The 15,641-nt window shown below is 70.6% G+C and carries 15 protein-coding genes; 5 read left to right on the top strand and 10 right to left on the bottom strand.

Translation table 11 applies throughout. From position 1 onward, the window contains the following. The first annotated feature begins 357 nt into the window (after positions 1-357). Genes ACFHWE_RS16035 through ACFHWE_RS16045 form a run of 3 tightly spaced genes read left to right on the top strand, consistent with a single transcriptional unit; the run spans position 358 to position 3,590 of the window. On the top strand, positions 358-627 hold the full coding sequence (locus tag ACFHWE_RS16035) for a hypothetical protein (protein ID WP_416602448.1): 270 nt from the start codon (positions 358-360) through the stop codon (positions 625-627). Next, positions 620-1,225 carry a DUF6879 family protein gene (locus ACFHWE_RS16040; protein WP_416602449.1) on the top strand — a complete coding sequence of 202 codons (606 nt, stop codon included), beginning with the start codon at positions 620-622 and terminating at the stop codon, positions 1,223-1,225. Before ACFHWE_RS16035 ends, ACFHWE_RS16040 begins: the two co-directional genes overlap by 8 nt. Then, positions 1,218-3,590, top strand: coding sequence for an ATP-binding protein (locus tag ACFHWE_RS16045; protein WP_416602450.1), 2,373 nt, complete (start codon positions 1,218-1,220; stop codon positions 3,588-3,590). The genes ACFHWE_RS16040 and ACFHWE_RS16045 overlap by 8 nt, the downstream gene beginning before the upstream one ends. A gap of 59 nt (positions 3,591-3,649) precedes the next feature. Here the strand turns inward: ACFHWE_RS16045 and ACFHWE_RS16050 are convergent, their stop codons facing one another. From ACFHWE_RS16050 to ACFHWE_RS16060, 3 genes are all read right to left on the bottom strand, one after another. Further along, positions 3,650-4,168 carry an RloB family protein gene (locus tag ACFHWE_RS16050; protein WP_416602451.1) on the bottom strand — a complete coding sequence of 173 codons (519 nt, stop codon included), beginning with the start codon at positions 4,166-4,168 and terminating at the stop codon, positions 3,650-3,652. Positions 4,169-4,202: 34 nt separating this feature from the next. Further along, the gene (locus tag ACFHWE_RS16055) at positions 4,203-5,615 is read right to left on the bottom strand and encodes an AAA family ATPase (protein WP_416602452.1); all 1,413 of its coding nucleotides are present in this window, start codon (positions 5,613-5,615) and stop codon (positions 4,203-4,205) included. A 219-nt stretch (positions 5,616-5,834) separates the two neighbouring features. After that, the gene (locus tag ACFHWE_RS16060; protein ID WP_416602453.1) at positions 5,835-6,446 is read right to left on the bottom strand and encodes a TetR family transcriptional regulator; all 612 of its coding nucleotides are present in this window, start codon (positions 6,444-6,446) and stop codon (positions 5,835-5,837) included. Positions 6,447-6,533: 87 nt separating this feature from the next. On the opposite strand from ACFHWE_RS16060, the gene ACFHWE_RS16065 reads away from it, so the two are divergent. Both ACFHWE_RS16065 and ACFHWE_RS16070 read left to right on the top strand, forming a co-directional pair. Further along, positions 6,534-7,523: an aldo/keto reductase gene (locus ACFHWE_RS16065; protein ID WP_416602454.1), complete on the top strand. Its 990-nt coding sequence runs from the start codon at positions 6,534-6,536 to the stop codon at positions 7,521-7,523. Positions 7,524-7,603: 80 nt separating this feature from the next. After that, positions 7,604-8,083 (top strand): nucleoside deaminase, encoded by a 480-nt coding sequence (locus ACFHWE_RS16070; protein ID WP_416602455.1) that lies wholly within the window; start codon positions 7,604-7,606, stop codon positions 8,081-8,083. Between the two features lie 182 nt (positions 8,084-8,265). On the opposite strand, the gene hydA is transcribed toward ACFHWE_RS16070, so the two are convergent. From hydA to ACFHWE_RS16105, 7 genes are all read right to left on the bottom strand, one after another. After that, positions 8,266-9,678, bottom strand: a complete 1,413-nt coding sequence (gene hydA / locus ACFHWE_RS16075; RefSeq protein WP_416602456.1) for a dihydropyrimidinase — start codon at positions 9,676-9,678, stop codon at positions 8,266-8,268. Further along, positions 9,675-10,067: a gamma-glutamylcyclotransferase gene (locus ACFHWE_RS16080; RefSeq protein WP_416602457.1), complete on the bottom strand. Its 393-nt coding sequence runs from the start codon at positions 10,065-10,067 to the stop codon at positions 9,675-9,677. Before ACFHWE_RS16080 ends, hydA begins: the two co-directional genes overlap by 4 nt. Beyond that, positions 10,064-10,927, bottom strand: coding sequence for an ATP-binding cassette domain-containing protein (locus tag ACFHWE_RS16085; protein ID WP_416602483.1), 864 nt, complete (start codon positions 10,925-10,927; stop codon positions 10,064-10,066). Before ACFHWE_RS16085 ends, ACFHWE_RS16080 begins: the two co-directional genes overlap by 4 nt. Before the next feature lie 2 nt (positions 10,928-10,929). After that, the gene (locus tag ACFHWE_RS16090; RefSeq protein WP_416602458.1) at positions 10,930-11,802 is read right to left on the bottom strand and encodes an ABC transporter ATP-binding protein; all 873 of its coding nucleotides are present in this window, start codon (positions 11,800-11,802) and stop codon (positions 10,930-10,932) included. Further along, the gene (locus tag ACFHWE_RS16095) at positions 11,799-12,698 is read right to left on the bottom strand and encodes an ABC transporter permease (RefSeq protein WP_416602459.1); all 900 of its coding nucleotides are present in this window, start codon (positions 12,696-12,698) and stop codon (positions 11,799-11,801) included. Before ACFHWE_RS16095 ends, ACFHWE_RS16090 begins: the two co-directional genes overlap by 4 nt. After that, complete coding sequence (locus ACFHWE_RS16100) at positions 12,695-13,759, bottom strand: ABC transporter permease (RefSeq protein ID WP_416602460.1); 1,065 nt, start codon at positions 13,757-13,759, stop codon at positions 12,695-12,697. Before ACFHWE_RS16100 ends, ACFHWE_RS16095 begins: the two co-directional genes overlap by 4 nt. Positions 13,760-13,835: 76 nt before the next feature. Beyond that, on the bottom strand, positions 13,836-15,452 hold the full coding sequence (locus ACFHWE_RS16105) for an ABC transporter substrate-binding protein (protein WP_416602461.1): 1,617 nt from the start codon (positions 15,450-15,452) through the stop codon (positions 13,836-13,838). Positions 15,453-15,641: the final 189 nt, after the last annotated feature.

Raw genomic sequence — 15,641 nt, forward strand, 5'->3', positions numbered from 1 at the left:
GAACGGGGCGGGCGCACCCCCGGAGACCGTAATTCGTGGCGCCACCCGAGAATTAGACACCACCGGTTTCCACGGATAGGAACCACCGATTCATGTGCATGTTCACGTGCATCCACACACCCTTTTCCATGCACACAGAAAAGGCACCAAGGAACTCAACTTCGACCGCATCAAAGCAGGTCAACATACACACAGGGCACATTCATCGCACACCAGACAAGGTGCAGGAAAAACTCTCCACCCCGCACACATCATCGCATTGAACCGACACTCAATGGTGATCTGACATTCCACTCCGCCGTGTTATTTTCTTTGCGTCGCACCCTCCCCCGACCCGGTGCGTACGGAAAGGACGACATGGCACGTCCGTGGGAAGCAGACCCCGGCGCCCGGCCGCTCCGCCGCCTGGGCCGGTCACCCCGGGACCTGGGCAACACCAACAACGTCCGGGGCTGCCCCGACATCTGGGAACTGGACAACGGTGACATCGCCGTCATCGGCCGCGACCTGACCGACCACTACACCGGGCTGCTCCCCTCCGACGCGGCCGTCGACGACGACGAACGGCTCGTCGTCATCCCGCGCAACGTCCTCGTCTCGGCGAAGGCGGACATCCCGGATGCTTGACTCCCTCGCCCGCATGCCCGGCGACCCCCTGGACCTGGACGCCTACGGCGCGGACTTCGACCGCCGTTTCGACGCGCTGCGCGGGGCCGACGCCTGGAAGCTGGAGCGGCTCCAGGAGTTCCACCAGCCGGAGAACCCCAGTTGGATGCGGTACCGCTCGGGTGAGACCGCCGAGGCCCTGCGCATGCTGGAACAGGACCGGCCCGAACTACTGGAGATGTTCGCCGACCTGGAGCGCCGCGGCGCCCGGGTGCTGCGGGTGCGGGTCGTGGAGTGGCCGCTCACCCCCTACCTGCACTGGGAACTGCACTCGCTGCACATCCGCGCCCAGTGCGGCGAACACATCCGGATCGTCGGCCCCGAGGCGCTCACCGGCATGGAGAACGGCGGCCTGTTGCCCGAGGTGGTGACGCTCGGCTCGGAGGCGACCTACCACATCCGCTACGACGAGGGTGTCCTGGCCGGGTGTACGCGCTACACCGATCCGGAGGTCACCGCCGCGTGCCGGAGCGCGATCGCCGCCCTCTACGAGAACGCGGAGCCGATCGCGTCCTTCTTCCCCCGCGAGGTCGCCGCCGCGAAGGCGCCCCGTGCCTGACCACCGCCCCGAGGAGGGCCCCGACGACGGGGCCCGGATCTCCGAGGTGTCGGGAAACGCCGTCCAGGCCGGGCGGGTCCACGGCGGGGTCCACTTCCACACCTCCGACCCCGCTCCGGGGCCGGTCCCCCGCCAGCTCCCGGCCGACGTGCCCGGCTTCGTCAACCGGGTGGGTGAACTGGAGGTGCTCGGCTCGCGGCTGCGCGGCGAGCGGGGCGGGGGCGCCCTCCACCTGATCACCGGCACCGCCGGGGTGGGCAAGACCGCGCTGGCCCTGCACTGGGCGCACCGGGTCAGCCCTCGCTTCCCCGACGGGCAGCTCCACGTCGACCTGCGCGGGTACGGCCCCGGGCTGCCGGCCACCCCGGCCCAGGTCCTGGACCGGTTCCTGCGCGCCCTGGGTGTCCCCGCCGACGCGGTGCCGCCCGACACCGACAGCCGGGCGGCGCTGTACCGGTCACTGCTCGCCGAACGCAGGGTGCTCGTCCTGCTCGACAACGCCGCCTCCGCCGCCCAAGTGCGCCCGCTGCTGCCCGGCGCCTCGGACTCGGTGGTACTGGTGACCAGCCGCGACCGCCTGTCCGGGCTGGTGGCGCGCCAGGGCGCGCGCCGCCTGCCGGTACGCACCCTCAGCCCCGAGCAGGCCGTGGACCTGCTCACCGGGGTGATCGGCGGCCACCGCGAGACCGACACCCCGCACGAGGTCGCCGAACTGGCCCGCCTGTGCGGGCAACTGCCCCTGGCGCTGCGCATCGCCGCGGAACGGGCGGCGAGCCGCCCGCACATGCCGCTGCACGACCTCATCCAGGACCTGCGCGACGAGTCGGCGCTGTGGGACGCCCTGGCGATCGACGACGAGGAGGAGGCCCACGCGGTCCGCTCGGTCTTCGCCTGGTCCTACCGGGTGCTGGACGAGCGGGCGGCACGGCTGTTCCGGCTGCTGGGCCTGCACCCTGGAACGGACTTCGGCACCGACGCGGCGGCGGTGCTGGCCGACACGGCCGAACGGGAGGCCCGTCGGACCCTGGACCTGCTGGTGGGCGCGCACCTGGTGGAGCAGACCGGCCCCGACCGGTTCCGCTTCCACGACCTGCTGCGCTCCTACTCCCAGGCCCAACTGCGGCAGGAGGAGTCCCCCGGGGAGCGGGAGGCCGCGCTGGAACGGCTGCTGCGGTGGTACCTGGCCGGCGCCGACGCGGCCGCCCGCGCCTGCGGCTCCCACCTGCGCCACCTGGCCCCGGAGGACCTTCCCGAGACGGCCGCGCGGAGCTTCGCCGACACCGCCTCGGCGCTGCGCTGGTTCGAACGCGAGCACACCGCCCTCACCGCGTGCGTGCGGGCCGCCGACTCCGCGGGGCTGCCCGGAACCGTCTGGCGGCTGGCCGCGGTGCTACGCCACTTCCACGTCTTCCACGTACCCGCGGCCGAGTGGGAGGCCGCCGGCGCGGCCGGGCTGGCCGCCGCCCGCGACGAGGGCCGGCCGGACGCCGAGGCCGACCTGCTGGAGGCCCTGGGGATCGCCCGCGTGCAGGCGAACCGCGTGGAGGAGGCCCTCGGCCACCACGAGCGGGCGCTGGACCTGCGCCGTGAGGGGGGCGACGCCTTCGGCGAGGCGATGTCGCTCAACGCCCTGGGCCTGGTCCACCTGCGCGCCCACCGCCTGGAGCGGGCACGCCACCTGTTCGGGGAGGCCCTGCGCCTGACCCGCGAACTCGGTGAGCGCCTCTGGGAGGGCATCGCCCTGGGCAACCTGGCCGCGGTGGAGCTGCGCTCGGGCGGGGCCCGGGAGGCGGTGGCGCTGTGCGAGCGGGCGCTGGCCGTGCACCGCGAGACCGGCGACCGGATCACCGAGTTCGCCACCCTGGCCTGCCTGGGGGCTGCCTGGGGCGAGCTGGGCGGGCACGATCGGGCGCTGGAGGTCCTCCAGGAGGCGCTGAAGGCGGCGCGGGACCCGGGCGACCCCGTCCACGAGGGCTACGCCCTGCTGCAACTGGGCCACCTGCGGGCCCGGCTCCGCGAGGCCGACGAGGCCCTGGGCGCCTACCACCACGCCGCCGCGCTGCACCGCCGGGTCGCCGACCGGCGCCGCGAGGCGGAGTCCTTCGAGGGGGCGGGCACGGTCTACCGGGACCTGGGGCTGCGGGAGGAGTCGGCGCGCTTCCTGCACCAGGCGGCGGCCGGGTACCGTGCGTGCGGCGACAGCTGGCGGCTGGCGGTGTGCCTGCACCGCCGGGCCGCCGTGCTGGAGGCGATGGGTGAGGATGCGCGGGCCCGGGAGCACCGGGCCGAGGCGCTGGAACTGCTGGAGGGGTTCGACGATCCCGAGGCGGTGGCGCTGCGGGAGGAGCTCGCCGAACCGGGGTGAGCGGTGGGGCACGAGGGACTGGACATCGGGTGTTTCCGGGTACGCGGGCCCGGAACAGGTCATCCCTGTTCGAGGAGGCCGCGAACCAGAATGTGGATGTTCGTCCAGGGATTCCTGTCTCTCGGGTGGCCCTTGCCCTCATGCCGCTTGTCCAGCAGCTCGGCCCGCCGAATCGCCTCCTGCTGGGGTCGGCCAAGGAAGTGTTGGGGATCGAAGCCCTTACCGGACGTGTAGCAGCATCCCAGACCCCTCATCTTGGCGATGGCCGATTCCGTAGTCAGATAACCGGAATGGTCCCTCTGATGCAGAAACAGCCAGAGTTCGAAACACGGGTTGGCGTAGGCGAGTTCGATTCCGCTCCTGTGCGCCAACCGCATGGCCTCGTCCAGTGAGTCGTGGGGGCGAGGTGCTTCGATGTCGATCACGCACCACACCTCGTCGAACTCGCCGCCCTGCTCCCGGCGCCGCCCGTGTGCGGACTCCTTGCGCTTCTTGGCGTCCAGGACCAGACCGTACGGTTCCCCGTGCTGGTCGCCGAGCCTGATCGACACGTTCGAGAAGCGTAGTTCCTCCCGCATCTTCCGGAAATAGGTCGTACCACCATAGGTGTCCTCACAGAAGATGAGGTACCTGCGCCTGGGGCTTCTCGTGCGAAGATTGCGCGGGCTGAGAGACCTGTCCTGTTTCCGTTTTCTCGACGCCACAACGACACATTACCGCACCTTTGCTGACAAGGCGGGAGAGTTCATCACTGATGGCGTCATCAAAAAACGGCACAGCAGAAAAAGCACCCAAAATATACTTTTTCACCACATCATCGCGATCATCGCGCACTTTGTACTCTCGCAACGCCACCAGCTCGGTGGCTCCGTCCACCCCCTTCTCGGCGAACCAGACCTGATCCCGGGTCAGGTAACCGAAGGAGCGGCGGCTCAGCAGAGTGACGTCGTGGGTGTTGAAGACGAGCTGGGCTCCCCGAGGGTTGGTCTCGGGGTCGGAGAAGAGCCGAACCAACTGGCCGGCCAGGTTGGGATGCAGCCGGGCGTCCAGCTCGTCGACGACGAGTACACGGCCCTCGACCAGGGCACGGACCACCGGGCCGACCAGTTCCAACCAGGTGTGCGTTCCCGTGGACTCCGCGCCATAGGGCAGCTCCACACCGCCTCGGGAGGTCCGGTGCGTGACGACGATCTCGGGCGACTGGCGCCACCCCTGCGGATCCAGCGCCGGACCGTCCGGATCCAGTACCCGGAAACCGGCCGCGAAGTGCGCTGCGGCCTCCTCGGGCATCTCTTTCTCCTCCGCATGGACACCGGTGATCCCCAGGTCCGCGTACTTCAGCAGGAGCGCACACAGTTCCCGCTCCGCACCGGAGAGCATGCGCAGGGTGAGCTCCAGGCGTGCCGGGGCGTTGGCGTCGAACGCCGTGTCCATCCGGTCGAACCAGTCGTAGACACCGGTGAGCAGCGGATGGTTGCCCGCGGCTCCCGCGGAGACGAGGAGGCTGTTGGGCCGCACGGACTCCTTGGCCACTTGGGTCCGGTTTCCGAACCCCTTGCGCAGGCCGGGGCCGATCGAGATCTCTTGCGGGCCCCGGCGTTCGAAGAGCACACGCATGCGCCCGTGGGGCCAGCTATACAGCCACTCGGCGGTGACCGCGTTGTCGTCCACGGCGAAGCCGTACTCGCAGCGGACCCCGTCGCCGTTGACGAAGTCGAAGATGAACTCCGAGGGCCGAGACGCCGAGTCCGCGTCGAGCAGGAAGGGAACCCGCCGGGTACCGCCTCGGGGGTTCCATCCGTTGTGCGAACGCCGGACCGCGTCACGCGCGTAGGCCATCGCCTCCATCAGGTTGGACTTGCCCGAGGCGTTCGCGCCGAGCACCCCGACCACGGGCAGCGCCTTCAGAGCGGTCCCGGGAACGTCCCGCATCGCGAGGTCGCCGTGTTCATCGGCGGCTACCAGGCTCAATTCCTGCTCGTCGCGGATGGACTGCCAGTTCGCCACACGAAACCGCAACAGCACGGACGCCACCTCCAGACTGTCGACGCCTACGAGCCCAACATTAGTTACCGTAACCCGTCAGGCTTACTTTCAAGCATCTTTTCATAGTCGGTTGCGGATTTTATCTCCCCAGGGGCCACCGAGACGAACACTAGGCCACTCATCCATCTTCATGCCGCAATGTTGATACCCGGTCCGCCACCCAGGAGTGATCCGGTAGAGGTGCTCCCCGGGGCGCGGTCAGCGCTCGGTGCCGGGCTCCGCCGACGCGGCGGGGAACAGGCGGCGGACGGCGGCGACGACGGCCGCGCGGCGCTCGGCCCAGAACCTCCCGCGCTCGGAGGGGTCGACGGCGTCGGCCGCGTCGGGCCAGCCGGCCCAGGCGCTGGCGATCTCGTTGACCAGGGCGAGGACGTCGAGCGGGTCCCAGGCCGGGTCCAGGTGCCCGGCCTCCTGTGCCTCGCGAAGCTGTTTGACCTTGTGGGCGATGGTGCGCTGGAGCGGGTCGCCCACCGACGCGGGGGTGCCGGACATCTCCAGGCGGCCCCACACCATGAGGCGGTGGCGCTCGGGGTGGGCGGCGAAGTAGTCGTGTACGCGCCCGGCGTACTCGGGCAGGTCCCTGGGGTCCAGGCGGGTGGCGTCGGCCACCGCGTCGAGTTCGCGCTCGGACACCACGCGGTAGAGGTCCTCCTTCCCGCTGAAGTAGGCGTAGACGCGCTCCTTGCTGGTGCGGGCGGCCTTGGCGATGCGGTCGATGCGCGCCCCGGCGATCCCGTGGCGGGAGAACTCGGCCATGGCCGCGGTGAGGATGCGCTCACGTGTCGAATCGGCGCCGGGTCGGGAGGTCATGGAGACAGACTACCGAACCATCTGGTTCGGCGGGCGGTCCATGCCCTAGGATCAAACCGAACCGTTTGGTTTGATCAAAGGAGCGCCATGGAGCACCGGACACTGGGCGGGCAGGGCCTGACCACCTCGGCGATCGGCTACGGGGCGATGGGCCTGACCGTGGCCTACGGCCCCAGCGACAAGCGGGAGGGCATCGCCGCCGTCCGTCGCGCCCACGAACTCGGGGTCACCTTCTTCGACACCGCCGAGCTCTACGGCCTGGGCACCGGATGCAACGAGAGACTGCTCGGCACGGCGGTCAAGGGCTTCCGCGACGAGGTGGTGCTGGCCACCAAGTTCGGCTTCGACCTGTCCGCGCCGCCGCAGGGGTTCGACTTCGAGCTCAACAGCCGCCCCGACCACATACAGAAGGTGGCCGACACCAGCCTGCGCGACCTGGGCGTGGACCACATCGACGTCCTCTACCAGCACCGCGTCGACCCCGACGTGCCCATCGAGGACGTGGCGGGCGCCGTCAAGGAGCTGATCGAGGCGGGCAAGGTGCGCTACTTCGGCCTGTCCGAGACCGGGCCGCAGACCCTGCGCAGGGCGCACGCCGTGCAGCCCGTCTCGGTGCTCCAGACCGAGTACTCGCTCTTCGAGCGCGACGTCGAACAGCTCTTCCCCGTCCTGGAGGAGCTGAACATCGGCCTGGTGCCCTACTCCCCGCTCGGGCGCGGTTTCATCACCGGCACCGCCAAGCCCGCCGGGCAGTACGAGGGCCTGGACATGCGCAACATCGACCCGCGCTGGCAGCCCGGCAACTTCGAGCGCAACGTCGAGGCCGTGGACCGGCTCACCGACCTGGCCACCGCCAAGCGGATCGCCGTCTCCCAACTGGCCCTGGCCTGGCTGCTGGCCCAGGGCGGGCACATCGTCCCCATCCCCGGCAGCCGCAACCCCAAGCGCGTGGAGGAGAACGCCCGCGCCGCCGAGGTCACCCTCACCGAGGCCGACCTGGCCGCGATCGACGAGATCCTGCCCGAGGGCGGCTTCGGCGACCGCTACCCCCAGCGCTCCATGCCCTCCTGGGTGTGAGCCGCCGGGCACGGATGCGCGCCCGGCGGCGGGCTCCGGGCCTAAGGTGGCCCGGACGGCCGGGAGACGAGGGAGCGGCGATGGTGGACGAGACCGACCTGCGGTACCTGCGGCGCGCGGTGGAGCTGGCCGAGCAGGGCCTGGCCTCCGGAGACGAGCCGTTCGGCTCCGTGCTGGTCGCGGCGGAGGGCACCGTGCTCATGGCCGACCACAACCGGGTGGCCTCCGGGGACGCCACCCGGCACCCCGAGTTCGCCATCGCCCGGTGGTCGGCCACCGCGCTGACCGCCTCCGAACGGGCCGCCGCGACGGTGTACACCTCCGGCGAGCACTGCCCGATGTGCGCCGCCGCGCACGGGTGGGCCGGGCTCGGCCGGATCGTGTACGCGAGCTCCTGCGCGCAGCTCTCGTCCTGGCTGGCGGACTGGGGCGTGCCGCCGGGGCCCGTGCGCCCGCTGCCGGTGCGCGACGTGGTGCCCGGCGCGCAGGTGGACGGGCCGGTGCCCGCCCTGGCCGAGGAGGTCCGGGCCCTCCAGGCGCGCTTCCACGGGAAGGGGTGAGAGGCCGAGGTCCCGGACCTACGGCCTCTCACCCCGCTCCCGCATGACCAGAAGCCAGCGGGCCGGAGGGCACCCAGCCCGGGTGGTCGGCCCGGTTGCGGTTCGGCGGCACCCACGTCGTGCAGGGCTTCCTCCACAGCGCTGCGGGCACCGCCGACGCGGCGGCTTCGACGGTCCGGTGGTCAGAACGCCACAACGGGCCCCGCCGCGAGCGCGCGTCCCTGCGGCCGCGGATCGACCAGTTCGCCGTCGTGGACCACGACACGGCCACCCACCACCACGGTGCGCGGCCGCCCGGTCACCTCCATCCCCTCATAGGGGGTGTAGTCGGTCGCCATGTGCAGGTCCCGGGAGCGCATCGTCCACCGGGCCGAGGGGTCCCAGACCACGATGTCGGCGTCCGATCCGGGCAGGAGGGCACCCTTGCGGGGATAGAGCCCGTTCGTGCGGGCCGGGTCGGCCGAGACCAGCTCCACGAACCGGGTCACCGGCAAGTCCATCCCCGCGACGTAGGTGGAGAAGACCGTCGCGAGCCGGGTCTCGACCCCTGGGAGCCCATTGGGCATGTCCCTCACATCGTGGCGGTTCTCGAGTTTCTGCCCGGTGTCGTAGCAGCAGTGGTCGCTGCCCACCGTCGAGACCTCGCCGGTGAACAGGTGGCGCCCCAGGGCCCGGACCGTCTGGCGCGAGCGCAGCGGAGGGCAGCACACGAACCGTTCGGGGTGTGTCCCGGCGTAGACCCCCTCGTCGAGAACCAGGTGGTGGGCGACCGTCTCGCTGTAGGCGCGCATACCGCGCCGACGGGCTGCGGCCACCAGTTCGACGGCCTCGGCCGTGGACTGGTGGACAAAGTACACCGGTGCCCCGACCGATTCGGCAATGGCCAGTATCTCGGCCACCGAGGCCGTCTCGGCGATCTCGGGGCGGGTGGCGGCCATCCGGGAGGCCTCGACACCGCCTTCCACAGCACACCTGCGCTGCGCCTCGCCGATGATGTGGTCGGCCTCGCAGTGGATCACCACCATCCCGCCGGTCTCCCGCATCGCCTGCATCGTCCGCAGGATCGTGTACTCGTCGGCCATGGACTCGCCGCGGTAGGTGGTGAACATCTTGATCGTGTTGACACCGCGTGCCGCCATCTCGCGGAGCTGATCGGCCGTGCTGTCGTCCCATTCCACGACGCACCCGTGCAGGGCGCTGTCGCACAGCCCCTCCCCCGCGGCGGCCTGGCGCCGCTCCACCTCCCCCAGAGGGCTCTGCCCGGGCCGGGGGATCGCGAAGTCGACGATGGTGGTGGTGCCGCCGAAGACCGCGGCGGTCGTGCACTGGAGCTGGTCGTCCAACGAGGTGTACTCACCCGAGGTGAACCCGACGTGGCAGTGGGGGTCGACCCCGCCGGGCATGACCAGCATCCCGTTGGCGTCCACCTCGTCCGGAGACGAGCCCTTCGGCACGGGGGTCCCCGGGGCAGCCAGGGCGATGACCTTCCCGTCGGAGACGAAGACGTCGGACGGTCCCCGCCAACCGGCGTTGACGACGGTGCCTCCCCGGACCACGAGGTCCACCGGGCCCCGGCATGAAGCCTCTTCCGTCACTGTGCGTTCCTCCGTTCCAGGTGGGAGCGCCAGCCGCCCCGGTCGCTGATGTCGGCCACTCCGGGAGCCTCCAACGCCTCGGCCCGCATGCGCATGGCCAGGGAGCCCGAACCGTCGGCCAGTTCGACGACCCCCAGTTCCAGCTCCGGTGGCTCCTCGGGCAGCAGCCGGTCACGCAGGCGCTCGTACTCGACCTCGTAGAGTTCCCCGGGAACACGGCGGCCCCCTTCTCCGACAGGGTGCAGGCCGGGGAACTCGTCGCGTACGGAGTAGAAGCGGTAGCGCGGTGCCGTTTCGGCCGGCCCCAGGAAGCGGGCCCCCTCCAGCGCATGGCTGATCTCACCGCCAGACATGGCCTGTCCGTTGACGAACATGCGGACCGTGGTCACAGTCCCTCACCTTCCTTCTGTTGTTCGGCCCCCTGTGCTCCGGGCCCGTCCGATCCACGTGCGGCGGCCCGAGCCCGTTCCACCGCCGGGTCGGGGACCGGAACGGCGTCGAGCAGGGACCGGGTGTACGGGTGCCCCGGAGAGCGGTAGATCTGGTCGCGTTCGCCCTGTTCGACCACCCGTCCGGCGTTCATGACGGCTACACGGCCGCAGAGGTGGTGGACGACAGCCAGGTCGTGGGCGATGAAGAGCAGAGCCAGGCCCAGCGTTTCCCTGAGGTCGGCGAACAGGTCCAAGACCTGGGCCTGTACGGAGACGTCCAGGGAGGAGACGGGCTCGTCGCAGATGAGCAGGTCGGGTCCTACCGCCAGGGCCCGTGCGATGGCGATGCGCTGGCGCTGGCCCCCGGAGAAGGAGCGCGGGTACCGGTCCAGGTGCCCGGAGTCCAGGCCCACCGTTTCCAAGAGTTCGACCACCCGGTCGCGCCGCCGGGCCCGGTCGGGTTCGATGCCGTGGACGTACAGGCCCTCCCCCACCAGGTCGGCGACCGTCATCCGGGGGTTGAGCGACGAATAGGGGTCCTGGAAGACCATCTGGATACGGCGGCGGCCACGGCGTCGTGCGCGGGGGGAGGTCACATCCTGCCCCTCGACCAGGATGCGGCCGGAATCGGGGCGCAGCAGACCCGCGATGCAGCGCGCGGTGGTCGACTTGCCGGACCCGGACTCGCCCACGAGCCCCAACGCCTCGCCCCTGCGCACGATGAGGGACACGTCGTCCACGGCTCGACCGCCCCTGCGTCCGGGGAAGGTCTTGACCAGCTTGCGGGCCTCCAGAAGCGGAGGCGGGACCTCGGGCATGCTCACTGCTCCTCCTTCCCCACGGCCGAACGGCGTGGAGCCGGGCCGGATACGCCGCTCAGCCTTCGGCCCGGGCTGTCGTCGATGCGCGGGACCGCGTCGAGCAGTGCCCGGGTGTAGGGGTGGGAGGGACTCCCGTAGATCCGGTCGACGTCTCCCGCCTCGATCAGTTCCCCCTCCCTCATGACGGCGACCCGCTCGGCGAATCCCGCGACGATACCCAGGTCGTGGGTGATGAGCAGGACGGCCATGTCCCTCTCCTCCGCCAATTCCGACAGCAGTTCCAGGACGCGGGCCTGCACACGCACGTCCAGCGCGGTGGTGGGCTCGTCCGCGATGAGGAGCTCGGGGTCCGCGATGACGGCTATCGCTATGACCACGCGTTGCCGCATGCCCCCGGAGAACTGGTGCGGGTAGTCGTCGAAACGCCTCGCGGCGTCGGCCACACCGAGCCGCTCCAGCAGTTCCACGCCCTGGTTTCGGGCCTCGCGGCGTCCCACGCCCCGGAGGCGCAGGGGCTGGGTGATCTGCCAGCCCACCGTCTTGACGGGGTTGAGCGCGGCGAGGGGGTCCTGGAAGACGAGCCCGACGCGGGCCCCACGGAGCCGGCGCACCTGCCCGGACGTCATCTCCAGCACGTTCTGGCTTCCGAGGCGGACAGCGCCCTGGAGGCGTGCCTCGGAGTCCAGGCGCAGGACGGAACGGGCCGTAACGGACTTCCCGGAGCCGGACTCCCCGACCAGAGCGAGCCTCTCACCCCGGGAGATCTCCAGGCTGACCCCCTTGACCACTTCACGCGGGCCCTCCGGTGTCGGGTAGGACACCCGCAGGTCCTGGACGCTCAGCAGTGTCCGGTCTGTGGATCGGTCGCTCATGGGCGGCCTCCCGTCTTCAGCGTGGGGTCGGTGCGCACACGCAGCCAGTCGCCGACGAGGTTGAAGGCGATCGCGGTCACCGCTATGGCCGCTCCGGGGAAGAACACCGTCCACCACGCGGTGATGGCTGTGTCACGGGAGGCGGCGATCATCGCCCCCCACTCGGCTGAGGGCACCTGGGCGCCGACACCGACGAAGGAGAGCCCTGAGATGACGAGCATGACGGCGGACACGTCGAGTGTCGTCTGGACGTAGAGGGGGCTCAGGGAGTTCGGCAGCACGTGCCGGAAGACCAGGCGTGCCGGCGAGACGCCGAGCATGCGTGCGGATTCGACGAACTCGGCGTCACGGACCTCGCGCACCAGGGTGCGCACGAGTCGGGCGTAGCCCGGCCACCAGGTGGCGGCCAGGGCGATCACCGCCGACTGGAGGCTGGGCCCCATGGCGGCCGCCAGGCCCAGGGCGACGATGATCGCGGGCATCGACAGGCCGATGTCGCAGATCCTCATGAGGATCTCGTCGACCACGCGTCGGCCGAGTGCGGCCGCGGTCCCGACCAGGGTGCCGATCACCATGGCCGCGGCGATGACGGCGACGGTGGCCAGGAGCGTGGTGCGCCCTCCGACGAGGAGGCGGCTGAGGATGTCCCGGCCGTTGACGTCGGTACCGAACCAGTGCTCAGCGCTCGGGGGTTGCAGGGCCGCGCCGAGGTCCACCGCGTACGGGGACATCGGGGCGAGGTAGGGGCCCACCAGTGCGAGGAGGACCATGAATCCGGCGAGGCCCACCGCGACGCGGTCGACGATCCCCGTACCGCCGTGCCGCGCCGCACGGCCTCCGGTGCGCAGGACGCGCAGTCCCTTCGAGGGGGACCGGGTCGATGTCGTGGCCGTCATGCGCGCTCCCCTGCGGGGTCGAAGGTCTGCGCCTCGGGTTCGGCGCCGTCGGTGGCCCGCCCCCGGCGCAGGCGGGGGTTGAGCCGCAGTTGGACCAGGTCGACCACGAAGTTGGCCAGGACGAAGACGATCCCGATGACCAGGACGGCGCCGATGACGGCGTACAGGTCGTTCTGGAGGACGGCGGTGACCGAGTATGCCCCCACGCCGACCCGGCCGAAGATGGACTCGACCAGCACGGTGGACCCCAGCATCCAGCCGAGCTGCATGCCCAGGATGGTCGTGGTGGGGACCAAGGCGTTGCGCAGGCCGTGGGAGAGGACCACCCTGCTCTCGGGGGCTCCGGTCGACCGGGCCAGGGTGATGTAGTCGGCGTCCAGTGCCCCGATCATGGTCGACCGGAGTGTGCGGGTGACCACCGCGATGTAGGCGGCGGCGAGGGTGACGGCGGGCAGGACCAGGTGGCGGACGGCCTCACCGAAGGCCGCGGGGTCGCCCGCCAACAGGGCGTCGACCGTGGTCATGCCGGTCACCCGGGGGACCGAGACACCGAAGGGCAGGTGTCCGGCCAGAGGGAACAGGTCCCATCGCGCTGAGAGGAACGCCTGAAGCATCAGGCCCAGCCAGAAGACGGGAAGGGCCGCGCCCAGCAGGGCGACGAGCCGGGCCGCCAGATCGACGGTGCGGCCCCTGCGATAGGCGGAGAGCACGCCGAGCGGGAGGGCCACGGCGACGTTGACGAGCATCGCGGCCAGGACCAGTTCCACCGACGAGGGCAGAACCTGGGCGATGTCGTCGGTCACGGGACGCTGGGTGAAGACCGAGGTCCCCAGGTCTCCCTGGACGACACGGCCGACGTAGGAGACGTACTGCTCGTGGACCGGGGCGTCGAGGCCCAGGCGTTCGCGGGCCGCCTCCACCTGTTCCGCGGTGGCGTTGCGCCCCGCGGCGGCCCGTGCGGGGTCGCCCGGCAGGACCTGGGTCATGAGGAACGTGACAGTGATGAGGCCGGCCAGGACGAGGATCATCATCCCCAGTCTTTGGGCGATGAACGAGAACACCGTGCCTCCCCTCCGGGTGGTGGTTCTATCGGGGTGGGGCGGTGTCGGCCGCGGCCGACACCGCCCGGAGCGGGCCTCAGCCCTTGGTGATGCGGTACACGTCCACGGTCTGGTGGTGGGCCGGGTCGTAGGCGTAGCCGGTGACCCCCTCGCCGACGACGGTGACGTACTGCGGGTTGGACAGCGCCAGGGCCGCGTGGTCCTCGGCGATGATGTCCTGCGCCTCGGCGTAGGCGGCGCACCTCTCCTGCTCATCGGTGCTGCGCTGGCCCAGTTCCACGAGCTCGTCGACCTCGGCGTCGGAATAGCCGCCGAAGTTCATGCCTCCGCCGATGTTGTCCGAGTGGAAGCTCTGGTAGAGCACCGCGTCGGGGTCGGGGAACGCGGGGAAGGTGTAGATCATGCCGAGGTCGGGGATGCTCTCCGGATCCGCGGTGATCTCCACGTACTGGGGATAGGTGATGGCCTGGAGTTCCAGGTCGATCCCGACGTCGGCGAGGTTGGACTGCAGGAGTGTGGCGGCCTGCTCCATCTCGGCGGTGGCCTCCAGGTAGGTCATGGTGAGCGAGACGCCCCCGATGCCCTCCTCCTCAAGGATCTCCCGTGCCCGGTCGGGGTCGTAGGCGGGTTGGAGGACGTCTGCCGAGTGGCAGGGCATCCCGGTGGGCAGGACCCCCTGTGCCGTCTTCCCGGCACCCTTGAGGATGTTCTCCACGTGCTGTTCGTAGTCGTAGGAGTAGGCGAGCGCCTCACGCAGTGCCGCCTGCTCGGTCTCGCCCTTTCCGGTCATGTCGAACAGCGCGTAGAGCTGCACGTTGGTGTCGGCCCGGTCGATGGTGAACCCCTCGTTCTCCATCGCCTCCCAGTCCTGGGGGGAGATGTCCATGGCGATGTCCACCTCGCCCTGCCTCAGGGCCGTGGCCTGGGTCGACGCCTCGGCGAGGTAGCGGAAGACCACACTCTGCGCCTGGCCGTCGATCCCTCCCCAGTAGTCCTCGAAGACCTCGAACACGGCCTCCTGGTTGGGCGTGTACCCGGTGAGCCGGTAGGGGCCCGACCCCGCGTCGTTGGCGGACAGCCACTGCTGCCCGTCGTCGTCGCCCGCGTTCTCCTCGACCAGGTCCGCGTTGAGCAGGTACAGGCGGCTCAGCGCCGACAGGAAGGGGGCACGCGGTTCGGAGAGGGTGATGACGACGTGGGTGTCGTCGACGGCCTCGGCCGACTCGTACCCGGCGAGCAGCGCCGAGACGCCGATCTGGAGGCGGTCGACGCGGTCGAGGGTGTAGACGACGTCGGCCGCGGTGAGGGTGGAACCGTCATGGAAGATCACGTCGTCCCTCAGGGTCATCTCCACGGTGGTGCCGTCCTCGGAGACGCTCCACTCCAGGGCGACGGAGGGTACGAGTTCCCCCTCTTCGAAACGCACCAGGGTGTCGTAGGCGGGGCGGGCCACTTCGTCGACGGTGGAGTTGTTCGCCTGAAGCGGGTCGAACGTCGCCGGAGGTTCGTTCTCGGCGATGATGAGGGCCTGTTCCCGTGCCTGGGCCGACCCGCTCTCCCCACCCGTGGCGCCGCAGGCGGTCAGCAGCAGGACGGTCGAGAGCACGGCCGTGCCCGTGATCGCCCTGCCGCGCGCGGGTCCGTCGAAATGGCGAGGCCTCCCTCGTCGCGGACCGCCGTTGATGTGTCGCACTGGCTTCTCCTCTATCCTTCGGTGCGTGACGGTCTCTCCAGGGAGCGGTCACGCGGTCCCGGTGGTGCGCGTTCTTCGACGCGGGTCTCACCGGCCGGGGCCTGAACGGTGGCCACGGTGCCGCGGATGCCGATCCCGGTCTCCGTGCTCCGTGACGGGTTCCTCCGGGCGGGGCGGGCAGGCCCGCGC

Source organism: Nocardiopsis sp. LOL_012 (assembly GCF_048060475.1).
In the GTDB taxonomy this organism is placed as follows: domain Bacteria; phylum Actinomycetota; class Actinomycetes; order Streptosporangiales; family Streptosporangiaceae; genus Nocardiopsis.

Excerpts from the sequence above, each read along its gene's own strand:
- ACFHWE_RS16035 (WP_416602448.1), top strand. The coding sequence starts at position 358 with ATGGCACGTCCGTGGGAAGCAGACCCCGGCGCCCGGCCGCTCCGCCGC.
- ACFHWE_RS16040 (WP_416602449.1), top strand. The coding sequence starts at position 620 with ATGCTTGACTCCCTCGCCCGCATGCCCGGCGACCCCCTGGACCTGGAC.
- ACFHWE_RS16050 (WP_416602451.1), bottom strand. The coding sequence starts at position 4,168 with ATGCGGGAGGAACTACGCTTCTCGAACGTGTCGATCAGGCTCGGCGAC.
- ACFHWE_RS16060 (WP_416602453.1), bottom strand. The coding sequence starts at position 6,446 with ATGACCTCCCGACCCGGCGCCGATTCGACACGTGAGCGCATCCTCACC.
- ACFHWE_RS16065 (WP_416602454.1), top strand. The coding sequence starts at position 6,534 with ATGGAGCACCGGACACTGGGCGGGCAGGGCCTGACCACCTCGGCGATC.
- ACFHWE_RS16070 (WP_416602455.1), top strand. The coding sequence starts at position 7,604 with ATGGTGGACGAGACCGACCTGCGGTACCTGCGGCGCGCGGTGGAGCTG.
- ACFHWE_RS16085 (WP_416602483.1), bottom strand. The coding sequence starts at position 10,927 with ATGCCCGAGGTCCCGCCTCCGCTTCTGGAGGCCCGCAAGCTGGTCAAG.
- ACFHWE_RS16090 (WP_416602458.1), bottom strand. The coding sequence starts at position 11,802 with ATGAGCGACCGATCCACAGACCGGACACTGCTGAGCGTCCAGGACCTG.
- ACFHWE_RS16095 (WP_416602459.1), bottom strand. The coding sequence starts at position 12,698 with ATGACGGCCACGACATCGACCCGGTCCCCCTCGAAGGGACTGCGCGTC.